The organism is Allobosea sp. 05T439 (assembly GCF_056396005.1).
Genome location: NZ_JBFTKP010000014.1, coordinates 61,895 through 81,500, shown reverse-complemented (window position 1 = coordinate 81,500; position 19,606 = coordinate 61,895). Strand labels below are relative to the sequence as shown.

The window sequence follows — 19,606 nt, the reverse complement described above, 5'->3', positions numbered from 1 at the left end:
GCGCGCGGAAGTCTTCGGACGTCAAACCTACTTCGGGCGTCAAAGATACTTCAGGCATCAAAGCGTCTGCAGTCGTCGGAGCTGGTGTCAGGCGGCGAGCTGTATCCGCCCATGCTTGCACGAGCGCGGCCCCGATCCCAGCCCGCAAGTGCAGCGAACCCTGCCCCGTCATGCCCAACAGACGGATGAGCGCGGACGGGCATGCGCTTCGAGCGGTAGCGAGCTGGTTTTGTGGCGTTCCAACCAAGCGCCTTCCTTTGAGCCTTGATAAACTGATACACTAAGATACTAGTATGTCAAAACCGCCTTGAGCGGTGCTGCACAGGCCGAACAGGCGAGAGCGATGGAACGCCAGGGCGAGCATGAAACGGCGGAGGGGCCCGTCCCGCGGGGGCGGTCGGCGAAGTCCGGCCTTCGTCCGCCGCAGCGACGCGTCACCACGGCGACGGTGATCTACGACGAGCTCTACGAGGCCATCGTCAACATGCACCTGGCCCCCGGGACCCCCCTGCAGGAGAAGGCGCTGACCCAGCAATTCGGGGTCAGCAAGACGCCGGTGCGCGAGGCGCTGATCCGCCTCTCGGAGGACGGACTCGTCGACATCTTCCCGCAATCGGGCACCTTCGTCTCGCATGTGCCGCTCAGCGCAATCCCCGAGGCGCAGGTCATCCGGCTGGCCCTTGAAGACACGGCGATCAAGCGCACGGCCGAGATCGCGACCGTCGCCGACATCGCCCAGCTCGACGCCAAGCTGGCGAACCAGCGGATGCTGGCCGAGATCGGCGACATGGACGCCTTCCACGCGGCGGACGAAGCCTTCCACGAGGCGATCGCGCTGATCGCCGGCTATCCCAGCATCTGGAAGCTGCTGCGCCAGGTGAAGGTCCAGATCAACCGGGCGCGCCGGCTGACCCTGCCGGTCCCCGGCCGCATGCACCAGGTCATCGGCGAGCACGAGGTCATCCGCGACGCCATCGCGCGGCATGACGTCGAGGCCGCGCGGGAGGCCATGCAGACCCATCTCAACGTGGTCATCCCCGACCTGGCCCGGCTGCGCGTCGCCCATCCCGACTATTTCGTCTGACGGCCGGTCATTGCAGCCGGCGATCAAGCCCGGCGCGGTGATCCGGAGGGTTTCAAAAAACAAGAGACTGACGAGGAAATGCAGACATGACGGATGCGGCGATGACCTTGAGTGACGAACGCCATCGCGTGGCCCTGGTCGGCACCGGCCACCGCGGCGCCGGCATGTGGGGGCGCGAGCTCCTCGCCGGCTGGCGCGATTGCACCGAGTTCGTCGCGATCTGCGATATCAACGAACGACGCGCCAGCCATGCCCGCCAGGAGATCGGCACCAATGCGCCGATCTATACCGATGTCGACACGATGCTCGCCGTGGCAAAGCCCGAGATCGTCATCGTCTGCAGCCGCGACGACACCCATGACGACATCATCATCAAGGCGCTGGAGGCCGGTTGCCGGGTCATCACGGAAAAGCCGATGACCACGACGCCGGAGAAATGCCGCCGCATCCTCGAGGCCGAGATCCGCACCGGACGGCAGATCGACGTGACCTTCAACTATCGCTTCGCGCCGACTGCCGCCCGGATCAAGCAGCTGCTGCTCGAGAACGCCATCGGCACCGTCACCTCGGTCGATTTCCACTGGTATCTCGATACCAAGCACGGCGCCGACTACTTCCGGCGCTGGCACGCCTATGAGAAGAATTCCGGCAGCCTGTTCGTGCACAAGTCGACCCATCATTTCGACCTGCTGAACTGGTACCTGGACTCGACGGCGCTCGAGGTTTCCGCCTTCGGCACGCAGCGCCATTACGGCCGCAATGGCCCGTTCCGCGGCGAGCGCTGCCAGACTTGCGCGCATGCTGGCGCATGCGACTTCTATCTCGACATCCGCAAGGACCCCTGGCTGACGGCGCTCTATGACGAGCCCGCCGAGGTCGATGGCTATTTCCGCGATGGCTGCGTCTATCGCGAGGATATCGACATCCCCGACACGATGACGGCGATGCTGCGCTACGAGAACGGCGTGATCGCCTCCTACTCGCTCAACACCTTCATGCCGATCGAGGGGCACCACCTCGCCTTCAACGGCACCAAGGGCCGCATCGAGATCCGCCAGTACGAGCGCCAGGCCTTCGAGGTGCCCGACCACGACGAGATCATGCTGATGCGGAATTTCGGCAAGGCCGAGCGCATCCGCGTGCCGCATGCCAGCGGCGGCCATTTCGGTGGCGACGACCGCCTGCGCGACATGCTGTTGCGCCCCGGCCTCAAGGACCCGCTCGGGCAGCGCGCCGGGGCACTGGCCGGCGCCATGTCGATGCTGTGCGGCGCGGCCGCGATGGCCAGCGTCAAGCAGGGCCGGCCGATCACGCTCAAGGAACTGGGCGGATTGCCGGACGGCATCCAGATCTGATCCGCGCGAGGTTGGGCAGACTGCCGGGCCGTGCGCCGCAACCGGACATCGGGCCTCCCAGCGATGGCCGGCATGCGGAGCGGTGMGGCGCCTACCCCCAGCGGAGCGCGGCCGTATGGACGGGCGCGTCCCAGAGCTGGATCAGGCTGTCGTCCAACGCCGTCACCGTCAGCGAACAGCCCGCCATGTCCAATGAGGTGACGTAAGAGCCTACCAACCCGCGCGCGATCGAGAGACCCCGCCCCGCCATGACGCGCCTTGCAGCATTGGCCATCAGATAGAGCTCCATGGCAGGAGTCCCGCCGAAGCCGTTGACGAGCAGCAGGCAGGGCGTGCCGCTCTTCAGGGAGAGATCGTCGAGGATCGCGCCCATCATCTCGTCGGCAATGGCATCCGCGGTTGCCAGCTTCACGCGCCGCCGGCCCGGTTCGCCGTGGATGCCGACGCCCATCTCCATCTCGTCCTCGGCGAGTGTGAAGGTCGGCTTGCCGGCTGCGGGCACGGTGCAGGAGGTCAGCGCCACGCCCATCGAGCGGGTGCGCCGGTTGACCTCGTCGCCGAGCGACTTCAGCGCGTTCAGATCACGGCCCTGCTCGGCGGCCGCGCCGACCATCTTCTCGACGATCAGCGTGCCGGCGACGCCACGCCGGCCGGTGGAATAGGTCGAGGCCGGGACCGCAACGTCGTCATCGGTGATGACCGTCGCAACCGGGGTCTCGGCCATCTCGGCGGCCATCTCGAAATTCATCACGTCGCCTTCATAGTTCTTGACGATGAAGAKCGAGCCCGCCGAGGTGGCGACGGCGTTGACGGCCGCAAGCATCTGGTCTGGCGTCGGAGAGGTGAAGACCTGGCCCGGGCAGGCGGCATCGAGCATGCCGGTGCCGACGAAGCCGGCATGCAGGGGTTCATGGCCCGAGCCCCCGCCCGAGATCAGCGCGACCTTGCCCGGCATCAGTGCCTTGCGCMGAACGAACTTCTCCTCTTCGCCAAGCATGAGGATATCGCCGTGGATGGCGGCAAGTCCCTGGAGGCTCTCCGACAGGATGCTGTCGACCGCGTTGATCAGCTTCTTCATGGGCTCTCCCCCCGCATCTCGGCTTCGTCGTCATCGGCCCCGAYCGGAATCAGCGAGACCAGGCCGCGCGCGACCCCCAGCACGATATGGTCGGCCCGGGCATTCAGGTCGGCGCTGCCGAAATCCGGCAATTCGACCACGAGCCGGCGCATCGGCCGGGCGGTGTCGACCACCTCGAGACGCCCGGGATGGGCGGCCCGGTAAGCATTCAGGAAGGCCTCGCGTTCCGGGGGCGCGAAATGGCAGACATGGAAGATCGTCTCCAGATGCTGGACCGGCACGGGCGTGACATAGGCCGGGTTGACGATCTGCGAGATGAAGCTGCGGTTCTTGCCGAGGGCTTCCGCCAGTCGCTGCCGTGTGCCGGAAGGACGGTTCTCGATGACCGCGCGCAGGATCGCCTTGTACTCGGCCAAGGGCGAAGGCACGCTGGCAAGGGTTTCCAAGCCTGTCATGCGTCCGCCCCTGGCTGCGAGAGATCGACCGCGCGGATCGCTTCCTTTGCCAGCGCCAGCTGCCCGGGAGAGACCGATACAGCCCGGACGCCGGCCCGCAGCAAGGCGGCGATGGCGCGCGGATCGCCTCCCGCGTCGCCGCAGAGGCTGACCTCCCGACCCTGCTCCACACCATGGCGCGCGACATGCGCGATCATCGCGAGCACGCCGGGATGCAGAACATCGGCATAGGCCGCGACCTMCGCCCCATCGCGCGCGGCAGCAGTCGCGTATTGCGTCAGATCGTTCGAGCCGATCGAGAAAAACGCGGCGTCGAAGCTCGCGACCGCCACGGCGGCCGCGGGAATCTCGACCATGATGCCGAGTGCGGGCGCGCCATGCGGCACGCCGTCGGCCGCAAGTTCCGAGAGAACGCCGTCCAGCAGCCCCCTCGCCTCCTCCAGTTCCCGCGCTGCCGTCACCATGGGCAGCATGATCTTGAGCGGGCCGAGGCTCGCCGCCCGGGCCAATGCGCGCAACTGGACGCGAAAAATTCCGGGATGGCGCAGCGACAGCCTGATGCCGCGCAGGCCGAGAAAGGGATTGGTCTCGCCATCGAGCGTGTAGCCGGCGATGGGCTTGTCGCCGCCGGCATCGAGCGTGCGGATCGTCACCGGCCGGCCGGCCGCCCAGTGCAGCAACCCGGCATAGGCCTCGAACTGGCGCGCCTCATCCTGCAACGCCTGCTCGACCAGAAACTCCGTGCGGGTCAGGCCGATGCCGTCGCAGGCGTCGGCCGGGAAGCCGGCGACATCGGCCATCCCCGCGACATTGACCATCACGGTAATCGGGGTCCCGTCGCGGGTCAGCGCAGGCTCGCGCTTGCGGGTTTCCGCCTGGGTCCGCACTTGGCCGAGTTCGTCTGCCCGCTGCCGCGCCGCGTCGATGCTCGCACGCGACGGTCCGGTCAGGACGAGGCCCGCCATGCCGTCGACGACGACCGTGCCGGAGACCGCCTCCCAGTCGGAGCCGATGCCGACCACCATCGGCACGCCACGCCCGCGCGCCAGCATGGCGACATGGCTGGTCGGGCTGCCGGCCCCGAGCACGATGCCGCCACCTTGCGACCAATCGATGCCGAGGAAGGCGGAGGGCGGCAGGTCCTGAGCCAGGATGACGGCGCCGGGCGGCGCATCCGTCAGCTCGGGCAAGCCGAAAAGCTGGCGCAGAACCCGGTCCCGGATATCTGCCAGATCTGCGGCGCGGGCGCGGAAATAGGCGTCGTCGGCCGCCTCATAGCCTGCGATCTCGTCCGCCAGCGCCTGGCGCCAGGCCGCGTCGGCCGGCACACCACTCTCGATTGCGGCAAAGGCCCCCTCGGTCAGGGCATCGTCCTCAAGCAGCGCCACCTGGAAGCCCACGATATCGGCGGCCTCGCCGTGAAGGCTGGCAGCCAAACCCGTGACCGCCTGGAGGGAGGCGGCAACCGCATCCGCCAGGGCCTGTCGCTCGCTTGCGACCGGCCCCGTCTTGCGCTGCATCTCGCCGACGGCGCGAAAGACCACCGCCGGGCCGAAGGCGATCCCGGTCGATGCGGCGAGGCCGGAAAGGCGGCGTTCCATCACGCCTCACTCCTCGTCGAACTTGCGTGCGACGATATCGACGAGCGCGGCCAGCGCCGCGGACGCATCGTCGCCGCTGGCCTTGAAATGCAGCACTTCACCCTTGGCCGCCTTGACGCGCATGATCTTCACCGGGCTCTTGGCATCGGTCCACGGGCCGGCCGCGCTGGTGGCCACCTCGATACGGGAGCCGAAGCGCTTGGCGGTCTGGGTAAGCTTCACCGAGGGCCGGGCATGAAGCCCGATCTTGTTGGTGAGCAGGGCGCTGGCCGTCACCTCCTGCATCCCTTCATTCCTCTCGCTACCTTGCCTCTGGCTGGCATTGGCCGACATCTCGTTCATGCCGACATCAATTCCTCGGCGGTCGCCTGCACGACTGCCAGCGTCGAGCCGCCGGACGCTTCGGTCGCGGCCATCACGGCGCCTTCCACAATGGGTGCATTACAGATGACGATGCGCTCGCGCCGCTCCTCCGGCATCATTTCCACCGCCATCTCGCTATTGGTCTCGGCCCCGCCAAGATCGACCAGGATGGCGACGCCCGCCTCCGACCATGCCTTGTCGATCGCTGCCATGATGGCGGCGACATCGGTGCCGAGGCCGCCTTCGGCATTGCCCCCGGCCGCGGCGAGCGGGACATTGTCGCCGACCATCTGGCGGACCATGTCGGCGGCGCCTTCGGCGACCTTGGCCGAGTGCGACACGATGACGATGCCGACATTCTTGCTGGCTGGCATGGTTTCAGGCTCCGATGGTATTGCAGATTGCGGTGGCGAGCAGCGCCGATGAGCGTGCCCCGGGGTCCATATGGCCGACCGAACGCTCGCCCAGAAACGAGGCGCGTCCGCGAATGGCCCTGAGCGGAACCGTCGCCTCGGCCGCGTCCTTCACGACCTCGGGAAGGCGCTTCGTGAGATCGGCGCCGCCCTGAGCGAGGGCGACCTGGAGCGGCGCCAGCACGTCGAGCATGGTCTTCTGGCCGAAATCGGACTTGCCGCGTGCCTTCACGGCCTCGATCGCCGCGGCCAGCGCTCGCGCCAGATCCGCAACCGTCGGCTCTGACGGCAGCTCCTTGCCCAGCGCCATGAACAATGTGCCGTAGAGAGGCCCCGAGGCGCCGCCGACCTTCATCACCAATGTCGTGCCGATAGCCTTCAGGGCGTCGGGCAAGGGCTTTGCCGCGATCGGATCCATGTCCGCCAGCACGGCCTCGAAACCGCGCTTCATGTTCAGGCCGTGGTCACCGTCGCCAATAGCCTGATCGAGCGCCGTCAATTCATCGGCATGGCCGACGATCGCCCCGGTCATGGCCTCGATCAGCCTCTTCTTCAGCGCGCCATCCATGGTTCACCTCACCCTCTGGCCGTCGGCATCGAAGAACAGCGGCCTGAGCAGGCTCACGCTGACCTMGTCGCTGACATCCAGTCCTTCATCGGGATCGACCAGGCTGACGATCTGCTGCTGGTTCACCGCGATATGCAGGTGGTTCTGGTCGCCGAGCCGCTCGATCCAGTTGACCTTGCCCGTCACCGCGCCGTTGCCCGCCTTGGCGATGGCGAGATGCTCGGTGCGCACGCCGATCGTGGTCGTGCTCGCCGGCGCCTCCAGATTGGGAAAGAGTGCGCGCGGCAGCAGGTTGATGCCGGGGCTGCCGAGCCGGGTGGCGACATAGATGTCGGCCGGGTCCTCATAGATGCTGCGCGGCGTGCCGATCTGCACGAGGCGGCCCTGGTTGATCACGCCGATCCGCGAAGCCAGCGTCATCGCTTCGGTCTGGTCATGCGTGACGTAGAGGATGGTCGCGCCCAGGTCCTGCTGGATATGCTTCAGCTCGATGCGCAATTCCGCGCGCAGCTTGGCATCGAGCGAGGAGAGCGGCTCGTCCATCAGGTAGATGGACGGGCTGCGCACCAGGGCGCGGCCGATCGCGACGCGCTGCATCTGGCCGCCGGAGAGTTGTGTCGCGCGGTTCTGCAGCTTGTCCTCGATCCTGAGCAGCTTTGCGACATGGCCGACCGCGCGCCGGATCTCGTCCTCCGGCGTGCGCCGTGTCGGCGAACGCAAGGGGAAGGCGAGATTGTCGAAGACGCTCAGATGCGGATAGAGCGAATATTGCTGGAACACGAAAGTGACGTCGCGCGCCGCCGGCGGCAGCGCGGTGACGTCGACGCCGCCGATGAAGATCCGGCCGTCATCCGGGGTTTCCAGCCCGGCGACGAGGCGCAAGACTGTCGTCTTGCCAGCGCCTGTCGGCCCCAGCAGCACCACGAACTCGCCATCGGCGATGGTAAGCGACAGGTCGCTCGCGGCCTGCACCGCGCCGAACCGCTTCGAGACCTGCGTCAGCGTGACTTCAGCCATGGGTGCGCCTCGTCGTGCCGGCCTCATGCAAGGCGGAGCGGATCGCCTTCCCCGTCGCCGCATCGAACAGCGACAGCCGCTCCGGCCTGAACGAGAGGCTGACGCGCTCGCCGGCGACAACCGGCATATGGGCGGGCAAGCGCGCCTTGAGCTTGCCGCGCGGGGTCGCGACCGTCACGATCTGGGTCGTGCCGAGATATTCGGTGCCGAAGATCTCGCCCGGAAGGGCGCTGCCTTGCCGGCCGGGATCGCCGATGACGATCTGCTCCGGCCGCACCCCCAGCGCCAGCGGCCCGGGCGCGTGGCTCTCGCGCAGTTCCGGCAAGGTCACGGAGGCGGCATCGATGCTGACCGAGGTCGAGCCCGCAATCGCTGCGCCGTCGAAACGAACGAAGTTCATCGCTGGCGAGCCGATGAAATCCCCGACGAACATCGAGTTCGGCCGGTCATAGATCTCCTGCGGCGAGCCGAGCTGCTCGATCACGCCATCATTCATCACCGCGATCTTGTCGGCCATCGACATGGCCTCGAGCTGGTCGTGGGTGACGTAAACCGTCGTCGCCTTCAGCCGGTCGTGTAGGGCGCGCAGCTCGCCGCACATCAGATGGCGGAACTCGGCGTCGAGCGCGCCCAATGGCTCGTCCATCATGAAGGCCTTCGGCTCGCGCACGATGGCGCGGCCGAGCGCGACCCGCTGCCGGTCGCCGCCGGAAAGGCCGGATATCGATTTGTCGAGCAGATGCTCGATGCGCAGCACGCGCGCCGCTTCCTCGACGCGCCGTCTCGTCTCGTCCCTGGGCACGCCCATCGAGACCAGCGGAAAACTGATGTTCTTGCGCACGTTCATATGCGGGTAGAGCGCAAAGAGCTGGAACACCATGGCGATGTCGCGTTCGCGCGCCCGCTTGAAGGTGACGTCCTCGCCGTCGAGCTGGATGCTGCCGGAGGATGGCAGTTCCAACCCCGCAACCATCCGCAATGTCGTGGTCTTGCCACAGCCCGACGGACCCAGCAGGCAGAAGAAATCGCCATCCTCGACCGTGAAGCTGGTATCGCGCACCGCCATGAAGGCGCCGAACCGTTTCACCAGATTGTCGACCCGGATCTCGGCCATGGCTCACTCCGGGAACTTGGTGACGAAGGTGAACATGACGACGCCGATCAGGGTCGTGACGAAGGAATAGCCGTAGAGCGCAAGCGAGAAGGGCTGCAGCAGCATCAGCACGCCGGCCGAGATCAGCACCGTTGCCAGTGTTTCCATCGGTCCGCGTCGCAGCGCCTTCGGCCAGCGCGACGCGGCCGCGCCTTCGCGCTCCCGGGGATGGCTCAGATGCCGGTTCATTTGCAGGTTCATTTGCGCACCGCCCCGAAGGTGATGCCGCGCAGGAGGTGCTTGCGCAGCAGCACGGTGAAAACCAGGATCGGTATCAGGAACAGCGTCGTTCCGGCCGCCACGGCCGGCCAATCCTGCCCGCCCTCCCCGATGATGATCGGGATAAAGGGCGGCGCGGTCTGCGCCGTGCCCGAGGTAAGCAGAACGGCGAAGGCATATTCGTTCCAGGCGAAGATCAGGCAGAAGATCGCGGTCGCGACGATGCCGGTCGTGGCCTGAGGCAGCACGACCTTGCGGAAGGCCTGCAGCCGCGTATAGCCGTCGATCATCGCCGCTTCCTCGTATTCGCGCGGGATCTCGTCGATGAAGCCCTTGAGCAGCCAGACGGCCAGCGAGACATTGACCGAGGTGTAGAGCAGGATCATTCCCAGCCGCGTGTCGGAAAGGCCGAGTTCGCGATACATCAGGAAGATCGGGATCGCGACGGCGATCGGCGGCATCATCCGTGTCGACAGGATGAAGAACAGCAGGTCGTCCTTCAGCGGCACCTTGAAACGCGAGAAGGCATAGGCCGCGCAGGTACCCAGGCCGACCGAGAGCAGCGTCGAGCCGAAGGCGATGATCAGCGAATTGACGAAGCGCGGCACGTAGTTCGACGGGCCGACGACCACCATGCTGCGCGAACGGGTGATCTCCTCGCAGGCGGAATTCGCAGGCGGGAGCGAGGCAAGGTAGTCCGCCGTCTGGCGCGAGCGCGTGTTGAACAGGTTGCAATAGCCTTCGATCGAAGGCTCGAAATGCAGGAAGGGCACGACCTTGGGTGGGTAGGAGATCGAATCGGGCGGCGTCTTGATGCTGGTCAGACCGATCCAGAGCAGCGGCACGATCGCCACCAGCGCGTAGAGGGCGACGATGGTGCCGGCCAGCAGCTTGACGCGACCGCTCGGCGCGACGACGGAATGGGCCGTGGAGAGAGCGCCGCTCATCGTGCCTTCACCTTGTTCAGCGCCTTCACATAGATGTTCGCCAGCCCGAACACGGCGACGAACAGGATAATTGCGAAGGCGGAGGAATAGCCGGTGCGCCAGGCCTCGAAGGCGGCGCGCTTCAGCGTGATCGAGGCGAGTTCAGTGGTCGAGCCCGGTCCGCCGGAGGTCAGAAGATTGACCATGTCGAACATCTTGAAGTTCTCGATACCGCGGAAGAGTACGGCCAGCATGATGAAGGGCAGGCACATCGGCAGCGTGATCGAGATGAATTGCCGCCAGTTGCTGGCCCGGTCGACCTCCGCTGCCTCGTAGATGTAGTCCGGGATAGAGCGCAGGCCTGCGAGGCAGATCAGCATCACGTAGGGCGTCCACATCCAGGTATCGACGATGATGATCGCCCAGGGACTCAGGGTCACATCGCCGAGCATCTGGAAGGAGGACGGCGGAATGCCGGAGAAGAACGAGACCACGTAATTGAACAGGCCGATCTGCGGCTGGTACAGGAAGGTCCAGAAATTGCCGACCACCGCCGGCGAGAGCATCATCGGGATCAGGATCAGCGTGGTCCAGAAGCCATGGCCGCGGAACTTGCGGTCGATCAGATAGGCCAGCGCGAAGCCGATGACCATCTGCAGCAGGATCGTCCAGAACACGAAATGCGCCGTCGCCTGCATGCGCTGCCAGATTTCGGGATCCGACAGGATCGTCTGGTAGTGCTCGATCCCGACATTGCGCAGCGGCGCATTGGGGCGATTGGCGCGGTAATTGGTGAAGGAGAGCTGGATCGTCCAGATCAGCGGAAACAGGTTGATCACGAGCAGGAGGATCATCGTCGGCGCGATGAAGATCCAGGCGATCGCCCTGTCGCTGAGGCCCCGGACCCGGTGGGCGATCGGGGGATAGGCTGCGCGCATCGCTGCCGCGCTCCTGATGCCGGTGACGTCGCTCGCATTCATGACTCAGCACCGTTCAAAGGCAAGGTCGGGAACTGGCTGCGCCGCCTGTGAGAGGCGCAGCCCCGGTTCGGCTGGGGGGAAAGCCCCGCTTGCGTCAGAACTTGCCGTCTTCCTTGAAGACCTTGGTCCAATCCTGGATCAGCAGGTCGAGCGCCTGTTTGGCTGTGCCCTTCTCCGCCACGACATAGTCGTGGATGYGCGCCTGCTCCGCCTGCATCAGCTGCGCGTAGGAGGGCTCGGCCCAGAAATCGACGACCTGGCCCATGGCGACGAGGAAATCGGCCGCGAAGGGCGCAGATTTGGCGAAGCCGGGATCGTTCAGCACGCCCTTGTGGCAGGTATAGCCGCCGAGCTCCCACCACTTCTTCTGCACATCGAGCGAGGCGAACCATTTGACATAGGACAGCGCCTCGGCCTGGTTCGGCGAGTAGGCGACGACCGAGAGGCCCTGCCCGCCGAGCTGCGAGCCCTTCTCCTTCTCCGGCGGATTGACGAAGAAGCCGATCTTGTCGCCGCCGACATTCGGATCCTTGTACAGGCCGGGGAAGAAGGCGAACCAGTTCATCTGCAAGGCCGCCTGCCCGGATTTGAAAGCGTCCAGACCCTCCTGCATATAGGCGTTGGAGTAGCCCGGCGGGGTGCAGCACTTGTACAGGGACTTGTAGAACTCCAGGCCCTTCACGGCGTCCTCGGAGTTGACGAAGCCGGCCATGGCGTAGGGCTTCTTCGGGTCCTCATATTTGAAGCCGAACGGATAGAGCGCGTTGGCGACGCCCATCGTGATGCCTTCCGAGCCACGCTCGGTGAAGATGGCCGCGCCATAGACCTTCTTGCCGTCGATGTCGCGGCCCTGGAAGAACTCGGCGATCTGCTTCAGCTCGGTCTGGGACTTCGGCGCCGCGAGCTCGCGGTTGTACTTCGCCTTGAATTCGGCCTGCAGCTCGGGCCTGGAGAACCAGTCCTTGCGGTAGGTCCAGCCGAGCGCATCGCCCATGGCCGGCAACGCCCAGTAGTTTGGCGTGTTCTTCGGCCATTCGGCATAGCCGGTGACTGTCGCCGGCATGAAGTCGTCGATCTTGATGCCTTCCTTGGCGAAGAAATCGTTCAGCTTCACATAGTGCTTGTTCTCGGCGGAGCCGCCGATCCACTGCGAGTCACCGATGATCAGGTCACAGAGCTTGCCCTTTGAATTGAGCTCGTTGAGCATGCGGTCGGCGAAATTCGGCCAGGGCACGAACTCGAACTTCATCGCGATATTGGTCTTGGCGGTGAAGTCCTTGGAGAGTTCGACCAGCGCATTGGCCGGATCCCAGGCCGCCCAGCAGAGCGTCAGCGACTTGCCCTGTGCCTGGGCCCCGGGGGCAGCAAGTGCCGCGCTCCCGGCAATGGTCGCGGCCAGCATCCATGTCCTGAATTGTGTCATGTGCTTCCCTCCCTTGGCGTGCCGTCACCAGCCGTCATTGGGGTGACGGGCGAACCTGCGCGACCGCGAAGGGCACAGCCGCAAGATAGGGCACAGCCGACGCGGGATGTTTCCTCACGCCGCCCCGGAACGAGCCGTCCAAGTTCAGCGATTTGTTTAGTGAACTCTCAATCACTAAACATGTCAAGCAACGACGACCCCGGACAACATATTGCAATGCAACCGTTTTTATTGCGATGCACAAGTTCAGTGAACTGTTGGGCATGGCCGATTCGAGGCCGCGCTGGACAATCTCGGCGGCGCGGTCGGTGCCGCCGTGCTTGGCACGATCATCATCAGGCGCGAGCAGTTCCACTCCAACATCATCGGCCAGGCGGTCATCGCGCGCGGCAAGACCGCGAAGCGCCAGGCCCTGGTGCTCGGCGACAGCCTCGCCATCATCGGCATCATGCTGGTCCTCGCCGCGATCGTGGTCCTGTTCGCCAGGAAGGGCCCAGGCGGCGGCGCAGCGGCCGCGCATTGAAAGGCTCGGCCCTGCCGGTTGCGATTGCGGCCAGGGTGAGAGCCTTCAGTCGGCCGCGTGGCCGGAGCCGGATTGCCGGATCGCCGCCTGCAGGGCGTCCGGCGCGACGGGCTTGTGCAGCACGCGGTATCCGGTCGCGTTCAGCTCCCGCAGCCGCTCCGGCATGGTGTCGCCGGTGACGATCAGCGCCCGGGCACGATATCCCAGTTTTTCCGCCAGGCGTTCGACGGCCTCGCTGCCGGTCAGCCCGGCCTTGAGCCGATAATCCGCGATGATCAGGTCCACCCTGCCTGCGCCCACCTTGGCATGGCGCCGGCAAAGCTCCTCGACGTCCGTCCCGGCGATGGCCTCGTGGCCCCAGGCCGTCAACAGGCTGACATTGGCGTCAAGCACCTGAGGATCATCGTCCAGGACCATGATGCGAAGACCGGGCGGGAAGGCCTGCGCCCGCGCCGGCGCCAGCCCCGAGGCCGGCGGATCGATCCGCGGAATCCGCACGGAGAATGTCGAGCCCTTGCCGGCTGTGGAGCGCAACCCGATGGGATGCTCGAGCAATGCCCCCAGGCGCCGAACGATGGCGAGACCGAGGCCAAGTCCCTGCTCGCGGTCGCGTTCCGGATTGCCGAGCTGGGTGAACTCCTCGAACACGGCCTGATGCTGCTCCTGGGGAATGCCCGGCCCGGTATCGACCACGAGAATCTCGATCGCCTCCCCGCGACGGCGACTGCCGATCAGCACGCGGCTGTCGGGGGCGTGGCGGAGCGCGTTCGACAGGAGATTGTCGAGGATGCGCCTGAGCAGTTCCGGATCGCTATCGCCCCAGGCATCGCCCGGCACCGCGCGCAGATCGATGCCGCGCTGGCGCGCCTGGGGTGCGAAGACCTCCTGCAGGTCCGCCAGCATCCTGCCGAGATGAACCGGCTGCCGTCGCACCGGAACGAGGCCGGCATCGAGTTGCGAAACGTCGATGAGGCCGTTCAGCAGCCCGCCGAGCGAGCCAATGGCCGCGTCCAGCTTGTCGGCGATCCCACTGGCTTCATGGCTTCCGACAGCGCCGCGCCGGGCGAGCGTTCCGAGCGTCGCCGCAAACAAGGCGAGCGCGTGGACCGGCTGCCGCAGGTCGTGGCTCGCCGCCGCGAGGAAACGCGTCTTGGCCTTGTCGGCAGCCGTGGCGCGGTCCCGCTCGCGCTCGAGCCCGCGCACCAGCGCCAGATTCTCGAAGCGCAGGGCGACGGTCTCCTTCAGGGTGCGGTAGGTGACCCGGCAGCAAAAGAGATAGGCCCCGATCAGGAAGAGCTGGAACAGGGCATAGACCGAATAGATCGACCCTTCCTGCATGAGACAGCGCAGGGCGAAAGGCAGGTGCATGGCGATCAGCAGGCCGATATAGGCCGGCGGATAGGCCGAGAGGGACGGCACCGCTCCGCCCGACAAGCCGGTCAGCACGATGCAGACGAAGGCGATCAGATGCGGCTGGGTCGGTTCGAAGCCGAACCAGCCGAGCGCTCCCCAGAGCAGGCTCGACAGGATCGACAGGACCGTGAAACGTCGGGCCCAGTTCGTCGCCTCGGCCTCGCCGTCAGCCCGGGCGAAATAGCGCCGCGACAGCAGCAGGCGGGCTCCGGTGAGGAGATAGGTCGCGCCGATCCAGCCGATCAGCAGGCCGACCGGCACCACCTCGCGCATCACATAGGCGACGGGCCAGGGGATCACGAGATTGGCGAGCAGGATCGAGCCGGACTGGCGATAGAGGAGTTCGACCAGAGCCGCACGCAGATGGGTGCTGGTGTCAGGCGTCAGCGCCGGGGCCCGCATGATTGCTCCTTCCTGCGCCGGCAAGCGCTCACCGCGCAGGGGTGATGCCGCAGGGCCCGTAGCCAGTGACGCGCGCCCAAGGAATAGTCACGCATCATGATTCCTCGCCACACGTCCAGGACGCCGGCCGCTCCAGCCGAAGAAACCGCCTGCCGCATCATTCTGGCCGACGACCATGCCCTGATCCGCGAAGGGCTGAAGCTTCTGATCGCGACGCAGCAGGACCGTACCGTCGTGGGCGAGGCCGCGGACGGCGCAAGTCTTGCCGCATTGCTGAAGGACAGGCCGGCCGAGCTTCTCGTGCTCGACCTGGGCATGCCCGGGCTGACGGGCCTGCGCTCCATCGGCGAGCTGCGCCAGGCCTATCCGCGCCTGAAGATCCTGATCCTGACGGCGAACACCGATCCGCAGATGGCCCAGGCGGCGCTGGCGGCGGGGGCCGACGGTTATGTCGTGAAGGGCAGCGATCTCGACGAGCTGTTCGACGCCCTCGCCGCCCTGCAACGGGGCCATCCCTATGTCAGCCTCCCGCTGCGTGACGCCAAGCTCCAACAAGGGGTGGGCACGCCGGGCGGCATCCCGTTCGATGCGACCACATCTGTTGCGCTGACGCGGAGGGAAAGTGAATTGCTGGTCCTGATCGCCGGTGGCGCCACGACCCGCGCCGTCGCCGCACGTCTTGGCATCAGCCCCCACACTGCCCGCAAGCACCGGGAGAACCTCATGCGCAAGCTCGATCTGCACAGCGCTACGGAACTTGCAGCCTATGCGGTGCGCGTCGGCCTGCCTGTCGGTTGACGCGGCACCGGACCGCCGCCAACGCTGCCGCGGTCCCCAAGCTCCCTGCCCGCCTGCCCTAGCGGGCATAGCCCGGCCGTCGCCGCGCGGGCTGTGACGGCTGCGTAGCCGGGGCCTCGTCAGCAGCAAGGCGGCAACAGAACGGCTTGAACGGACAAGGGCGACCTCGGGCGGGACCAGAAACCCTCCTGGCGAAGGATCGGGCCCCGCACTGTCACGACTCCGCAGGCGGCGTTCAATACGGCAGATGCCGTATTTCATCTCTTCGGCGCTGCTGCCGCGACCTGGAAGGCGGCCGATGCGCCGCCTCGACCGGCTTCGTCAGCGCAAGCCTCGCGCATGGTCGGCAAACGATCGCCCTCGCGCGGCGCCGAAATACGGCATCCGCCGTATTTCTCCGAGGCCTCGCCATCCATACAGTCCCGGCTTTCGGCGACGGCATTGGCGGCAAGCCGCAGGCTTCCGGGATCGCACGAGAACCTCATGATTGGCGGACAGAGTGATCGACCATTTGCAGCGTGCCTTGTCCCGGACCACGGCCCTTGTCGGACCGCAGTTCGCAATTGCCGTGGCGTTTTCGGCCGCCCTGTCGATCCCAATGGCCCGGGCCGACGGGGGCCAGGGCGGAGGTATGAACAGAAGCCCAGGCGGCGGGGACAGCTATAGCGGACCAGGCGGGAACGGAGGCGATTCCGGCGCCGGCGCAGGTGGCGGCGGGGCAGGCTGGAGCGGCGGCAACGGTGGAGCGGGMGACGGTGTGCCAGGGTCCGGCGGAGCCGGCGGCGTGGGCGCAGGAGCATCGGGACAAGCGGGACGCAACGGGGCCAATGGCGGCGGCGGCGGTGGCGGTGCGCACGGTTTTCTCGATGCGGGGGCGAGCTTGCCCGGCAATGCGGTTTCCGGTGGCGACGGCGGCGCTGGTGGTGCTGGCTATTCCCCCAACGGTGGGAACGATGGCGGCGGCTTCGGTGCAGTGCTTGGCGCCGCGACCGGCGCGATCAATGCCGCGACGACGGGCGGTACTGGCGGCGCAGGAGGATCGGGCCACAATGATTGGACCTACTTTTACGGCCATGGCGGCAATGGTGGCTCCGGCGGCATCGGCCTGGTGTTCCTGAGCAGCGGAAGCTTCGTCCTCAATGCCGCAGCGACCGGTGGCATGGGTGGAGTCGGTGGTACGGCTACCGGGTTGAACGGTCCTATTGGTGGGCACGGCGGCGCAGGCGGGGTGGGGCTGCAGTTCCTGACCGGCGGCCATGCCGAGATCAATGCGTCGGTCGTTGGCGGCAATGGCGGAGCCGGCGGTACGGGGAGCAGCGGCGCCGGCGGCATCGGCATTGTCGGTTCCAGTCTCGACCTGATCCTCGGCAGCGGCGCGACGGTGGCGGGCGGTCTCTCTGGCGACGKAGCGAGGCGCGCCGATGCGATCCATCTGACGGGTCCCAATAACCGGGTCGAGCTGCAGGCTGGCGCGACCGTGACGGGCAATGTCGTGGCCGGCGGCATCGCCGGCAATGTGTTCGCGTTGGGTGGCTCGGGCAATGGCGGCTTCGACGTCTCCTCGATCGGCGCGAGCGCGCAGTTTCGCGGCTTTACCGCTTTCGAAAAGCTCGGCACGAGCATCTGGACACTCACCGGATCCGGCAACCAATCCTGGTCAATCCAGGCCGGCACTTTGCGGGCTGGCGCATCGGGCGTTTTCGGTGCGTCCTCGCAGATCACGGTGGCGTCGGCTGCGACACTCGATCTCGGTGGCTTCAACCAATCGATCGACACGCTTGCGGGCGCGGGGATGGTGACGCTGGGCGCAGGAACCTTGAACGCGGGCTCCGGCAACGGCGGTTCGACCTTTGACGGCGTCATCTCGGGGACCGGTGGTCTGATCAAGGCCGGAACGGGAACGCTGACCCTTTCGGATGCCAATACCTATACGGGCGCGACCTCGGTCACCTCAGGTTCCCTGATCGTCAACGGCTCGATCACGGCATCGTCGGGGGTGACGGTCGCAGCAGGCGCGACCCTCGGCGGCTCCGGCACGCTGCCGACGACGGTGATCAACGGCGGCACGCTGTCGCCGGGCAATTCGCCTGGCACGCTGACGGTCAACGGCAATCTGACGCTGAACCCCGGCTCGACCTATATCGCCGAGGTGCAGGGCGCGTCGCCGATCGGGTCAACGTCACCGGCACGGCCGCGCTGGCCGGCGCGCTGCGGATCGTGCCGCTCGGCGGCGCCTATCGGCTCAACAGCCCCTACACGCTCCTTTCGGCGACGGGCGGTCGAGCCGGCAGCTTCAGTCCGGTCGACACGACCGGCAGCTTCGGCGACGGCGTCACCACGGGGGTGAGCTACACCAGCACCGATGTGCTGCTGACGCTCACCCCGAAGCCGCTGGCTCCGATCGTGAACCCTATCGACCCTGTCGCGCCCACACCTGCACGCCCGCGCCTTGCCCTCGGTCGTCCGGCCAATGCCCTTGCAATCGCCTCGGCCATCGATGGCGCGGTGGCCGCTGGTGGCGACCCATCCTCGCTGTTCGGGATCTACAACCAGCCGGCGGTTGCGATCCCGGCCGCGGTGAACAGCCTGTCCGGCGAGATCCATACGGCCGCAGCGGCAACGGCGGAGGTTGCCGCCGACCAGTTCCTGCGGGCGATGCTCGATCCCTCGGCAGCAGGGCGGCTCGGCGCTGTCCTACCCGGCCCCGGCGCAGCCGCCTTCTCCGGCACGGTGCGCAAGGGCGCCGACCAGCCTGCTGGACCCTCACGGCTCGAGGCGCCGACCTATTCGGTCTGGGGCTCGGCCTTCGGCTCCTATGGTCGCACCGATGGCAACGCGGCGGTGGGCTCGAGCCGCCGCAAGATCGACGATGCCCATCTCGCGACGGGTGTCGATCTCCGGCTGATGCCCGGCACGGTCGCAGGCTTCGCCGTCTCTGCCGGCAGCGCGCGGGCCTCGCTGCCCGGTCTGCTCGGGAAGATCGATGCCGATGTCTTCCAGGCCGGTCTCTATGGCGTCACCCAGCTCGGCCCGGTCAGGCTCGGCGCGGCGGCGAGCTATGCCCGGCTCGACAATGAGGTCAGCCGCGGCATCCCGGCGCTCGGCAGCAGCCTGTCCTCGTCTTACGACACGACGGCCTGGAGCGGGCGCCTGCAGGCGAGCGCCACTCTGCTGAACTGGAACGGCTTTGGTCTCTCGCCGCTGGCCGCGCTCCAGGCGACGCGGGCGCAAAGCCCGGCCGTGCGCGAGAGCAACTGGGCCGGCGCCACTGCCGGCGCGCTGGCTTTGGCCAGGCGCAACGACGTCACGAGCCGCAGCGAACTCGGCCTGCAGCTCGACGCCGACACGATCCTCAATGGGGTTCCCGTCACCGGCTATGTCCGGGCGGTCTGGGCGCATTCCTTTCAGCGCGATGCCGACCTGACCGCGAGCCTGGCGGGTTTTCCGGGCGCGGCCTTCAGCGCGACGGGCGCGCAAGCCGATCGCAACAGCGCGCTCGTCGCCGCCGGCCTCAACGCCAGGCTCAGCGAGCGCATCACGCTCGGCCTCAACCTCGACAGCGAACTTTCCGCGGGCAGCAGCCGCCTCGGTGGTTCCGCGCAGCTCAGGGTCGGCTTCTGAGGCCAGGCTGCGCCGTACGGCGCTCCGTCCGCTTCGGACCCGGCGTCGATTCCATGTGAGTGGAGCAGATGCAGCGGATGTTGCGCCATGAGTGCCGCTCGGGCCGCGGCCGGCATGGCCCAGCCGCGACCTGCAGCCCAAGGATCGGCCCGATTTTGCCGGAACCTCAGCGCCGCAGCCTCGTTGGTTCAGCAAGCCCCCACTGTCAGGGAGA

17 protein-coding genes and 2 pseudogenes are annotated in these 19,606 nt (G+C 66.8%); 6 read left to right on the top strand and 13 right to left on the bottom strand.

Features of this window, described 5'->3' with window-relative positions; genetic code table 11:
* Window positions 1–343: 343 nt before the first annotated feature.
* Both AC1DIO_RS17840 and AC1DIO_RS17835 read left to right on the top strand, forming a co-directional pair.
* Complete coding sequence (locus AC1DIO_RS17840) at window positions 344–1,084, top strand: GntR family transcriptional regulator (RefSeq protein ID WP_441506726.1); 741 nt, start codon at window positions 344–346, stop codon at window positions 1,082–1,084.
* Window positions 1,085–1,170: 86 nt separating this feature from the next.
* Complete coding sequence (locus AC1DIO_RS17835) at window positions 1,171–2,439, top strand: Gfo/Idh/MocA family protein (RefSeq protein ID WP_441506725.1); 1,269 nt, start codon at window positions 1,171–1,173, stop codon at window positions 2,437–2,439.
* A gap of 91 nt (window positions 2,440–2,530) precedes the next feature.
* Here the strand turns inward: AC1DIO_RS17835 and dhaK are convergent, their stop codons facing one another.
* The 12 genes from dhaK to AC1DIO_RS17775 all read right to left on the bottom strand — a co-directional run bounded on the left by dhaK (window position 2,531) and on the right by AC1DIO_RS17775 (window position 12,614).
* Entirely contained in the window at window positions 2,531–3,517 is a 987-nt protein-coding gene (dhaK, locus tag AC1DIO_RS17830; RefSeq protein WP_476853769.1) for a dihydroxyacetone kinase subunit DhaK, read from the bottom strand.
* On the bottom strand, window positions 3,514–3,972 hold the full coding sequence (locus AC1DIO_RS17825; protein ID WP_476853768.1) for a hypothetical protein: 459 nt from the start codon (window positions 3,970–3,972) through the stop codon (window positions 3,514–3,516). Before AC1DIO_RS17825 ends, dhaK begins: the two co-directional genes overlap by 4 nt.
* Window positions 3,969–5,573: a phosphoenolpyruvate--protein phosphotransferase gene (locus tag AC1DIO_RS17820; protein WP_476853767.1), complete on the bottom strand. Its 1,605-nt coding sequence runs from the start codon at window positions 5,571–5,573 to the stop codon at window positions 3,969–3,971. Before AC1DIO_RS17820 ends, AC1DIO_RS17825 begins: the two co-directional genes overlap by 4 nt.
* Before the next feature lie 6 nt (window positions 5,574–5,579).
* The gene (locus AC1DIO_RS17815) at window positions 5,580–5,858 is read right to left on the bottom strand and encodes an HPr family phosphocarrier protein (RefSeq protein ID WP_441491362.1); all 279 of its coding nucleotides are present in this window, start codon (window positions 5,856–5,858) and stop codon (window positions 5,580–5,582) included.
* Window positions 5,859–5,911: 53 nt separating this feature from the next.
* Complete coding sequence (dhaM, locus tag AC1DIO_RS17810; protein ID WP_441491147.1) at window positions 5,912–6,310, bottom strand: dihydroxyacetone kinase phosphoryl donor subunit DhaM; 399 nt, start codon at window positions 6,308–6,310, stop codon at window positions 5,912–5,914.
* A gap of 4 nt (window positions 6,311–6,314) precedes the next feature.
* Window positions 6,315–6,917, bottom strand: coding sequence for a dihydroxyacetone kinase subunit DhaL (gene dhaL / locus AC1DIO_RS17805; RefSeq protein WP_441491146.1), 603 nt, complete (start codon window positions 6,915–6,917; stop codon window positions 6,315–6,317).
* A gap of 3 nt (window positions 6,918–6,920) precedes the next feature.
* Window positions 6,921–7,934 (bottom strand): ABC transporter ATP-binding protein, encoded by a 1,014-nt coding sequence (locus AC1DIO_RS17800; protein ID WP_476853766.1) that lies wholly within the window; start codon window positions 7,932–7,934, stop codon window positions 6,921–6,923.
* A complete protein-coding gene (locus tag AC1DIO_RS17795; protein WP_441491144.1) occupies window positions 7,927–9,048 on the bottom strand; it encodes an ABC transporter ATP-binding protein in 1,122 nt (373 codons plus the stop codon). The genes AC1DIO_RS17800 and AC1DIO_RS17795 overlap by 8 nt, the downstream gene beginning before the upstream one ends.
* A gap of 3 nt (window positions 9,049–9,051) precedes the next feature.
* A complete protein-coding gene (locus tag AC1DIO_RS17790) occupies window positions 9,052–9,276 on the bottom strand; it encodes a hypothetical protein (RefSeq protein ID WP_441491143.1) in 225 nt (74 codons plus the stop codon).
* Window positions 9,277–9,284: 8 nt separating this feature from the next.
* Window positions 9,285–10,253, bottom strand: a complete 969-nt coding sequence (locus tag AC1DIO_RS17785; protein WP_441491142.1) for a carbohydrate ABC transporter permease — start codon at window positions 10,251–10,253, stop codon at window positions 9,285–9,287.
* On the bottom strand, window positions 10,250–11,170 hold the full coding sequence (locus AC1DIO_RS17780) for a carbohydrate ABC transporter permease (protein ID WP_441491361.1): 921 nt from the start codon (window positions 11,168–11,170) through the stop codon (window positions 10,250–10,252). The genes AC1DIO_RS17785 and AC1DIO_RS17780 overlap by 4 nt, the downstream gene beginning before the upstream one ends.
* A gap of 136 nt (window positions 11,171–11,306) precedes the next feature.
* The gene (locus AC1DIO_RS17775) at window positions 11,307–12,614 is read right to left on the bottom strand and encodes an ABC transporter substrate-binding protein (protein WP_476853817.1); all 1,308 of its coding nucleotides are present in this window, start codon (window positions 12,612–12,614) and stop codon (window positions 11,307–11,309) included.
* 304 nt (window positions 12,615–12,918) lie between these two features.
* On the opposite strand from AC1DIO_RS17775, the pseudogene AC1DIO_RS17770 reads away from it, so the two are divergent.
* Window positions 12,919–13,158 (top strand): annotated as a pseudogene (locus AC1DIO_RS17770) (EmrB/QacA family drug resistance transporter); the annotation flags it as partial.
* Window positions 13,159–13,203: 45 nt separating this feature from the next.
* Here the strand turns inward: AC1DIO_RS17770 and AC1DIO_RS17765 are convergent.
* Window positions 13,204–14,973, bottom strand: a complete 1,770-nt coding sequence (locus tag AC1DIO_RS17765) for a hybrid sensor histidine kinase/response regulator (RefSeq protein ID WP_441506721.1) — start codon at window positions 14,971–14,973, stop codon at window positions 13,204–13,206.
* A gap of 96 nt (window positions 14,974–15,069) precedes the next feature.
* On the opposite strand from AC1DIO_RS17765, the gene AC1DIO_RS17760 reads away from it, so the two are divergent.
* The 3 genes and pseudogenes from AC1DIO_RS17760 to AC1DIO_RS17750 all read left to right on the top strand — a co-directional run bounded on the left by AC1DIO_RS17760 (window position 15,070) and on the right by AC1DIO_RS17750 (window position 19,392).
* Window positions 15,070–15,771, top strand: a complete 702-nt coding sequence (locus AC1DIO_RS17760; RefSeq protein WP_441506720.1) for a response regulator — start codon at window positions 15,070–15,072, stop codon at window positions 15,769–15,771.
* A 598-nt stretch (window positions 15,772–16,369) separates the two neighbouring features.
* A pseudogene (locus AC1DIO_RS17755) lies at window positions 16,370–17,728 on the top strand (autotransporter-associated beta strand repeat-containing protein); the annotation flags it as partial.
* Between the two features lie 260 nt (window positions 17,729–17,988).
* Entirely contained in the window at window positions 17,989–19,392 is a 1,404-nt protein-coding gene (locus tag AC1DIO_RS17750) for an autotransporter outer membrane beta-barrel domain-containing protein (RefSeq protein ID WP_441506719.1), read from the top strand.
* Window positions 19,393–19,606: the final 214 nt, after the last annotated feature.

Excerpts from the sequence above, each read along its gene's own strand:
- AC1DIO_RS17840 (WP_441506726.1), top strand. The coding sequence starts at position 344 with ATGGAACGCCAGGGCGAGCATGAAACGGCGGAGGGGCCCGTCCCGCGG.
- AC1DIO_RS17835 (WP_441506725.1), top strand. The coding sequence starts at position 1,171 with ATGACGGATGCGGCGATGACCTTGAGTGACGAACGCCATCGCGTGGCC.
- AC1DIO_RS17815 (WP_441491362.1), bottom strand. The coding sequence starts at position 5,858 with ATGCAGGAGGTGACGGCCAGCGCCCTGCTCACCAACAAGATCGGGCTT.
- dhaM (WP_441491147.1), bottom strand. The coding sequence starts at position 6,310 with ATGCCAGCCAGCAAGAATGTCGGCATCGTCATCGTGTCGCACTCGGCC.
- dhaL (WP_441491146.1), bottom strand. The coding sequence starts at position 6,917 with ATGGATGGCGCGCTGAAGAAGAGGCTGATCGAGGCCATGACCGGGGCG.
- AC1DIO_RS17795 (WP_441491144.1), bottom strand. The coding sequence starts at position 9,048 with ATGGCCGAGATCCGGGTCGACAATCTGGTGAAACGGTTCGGCGCCTTC.
- AC1DIO_RS17790 (WP_441491143.1), bottom strand. The coding sequence starts at position 9,276 with ATGAACCGGCATCTGAGCCATCCCCGGGAGCGCGAAGGCGCGGCCGCG.
- AC1DIO_RS17785 (WP_441491142.1), bottom strand. The coding sequence starts at position 10,253 with ATGAGCGGCGCTCTCTCCACGGCCCATTCCGTCGTCGCGCCGAGCGGT.
- AC1DIO_RS17780 (WP_441491361.1), bottom strand. The coding sequence starts at position 11,170 with ATGCGCGCAGCCTATCCCCCGATCGCCCACCGGGTCCGGGGCCTCAGC.
- AC1DIO_RS17765 (WP_441506721.1), bottom strand. The coding sequence starts at position 14,973 with ATGCGGGCCCCGGCGCTGACGCCTGACACCAGCACCCATCTGCGTGCG.
- AC1DIO_RS17760 (WP_441506720.1), top strand. The coding sequence starts at position 15,070 with ATGATTCCTCGCCACACGTCCAGGACGCCGGCCGCTCCAGCCGAAGAA.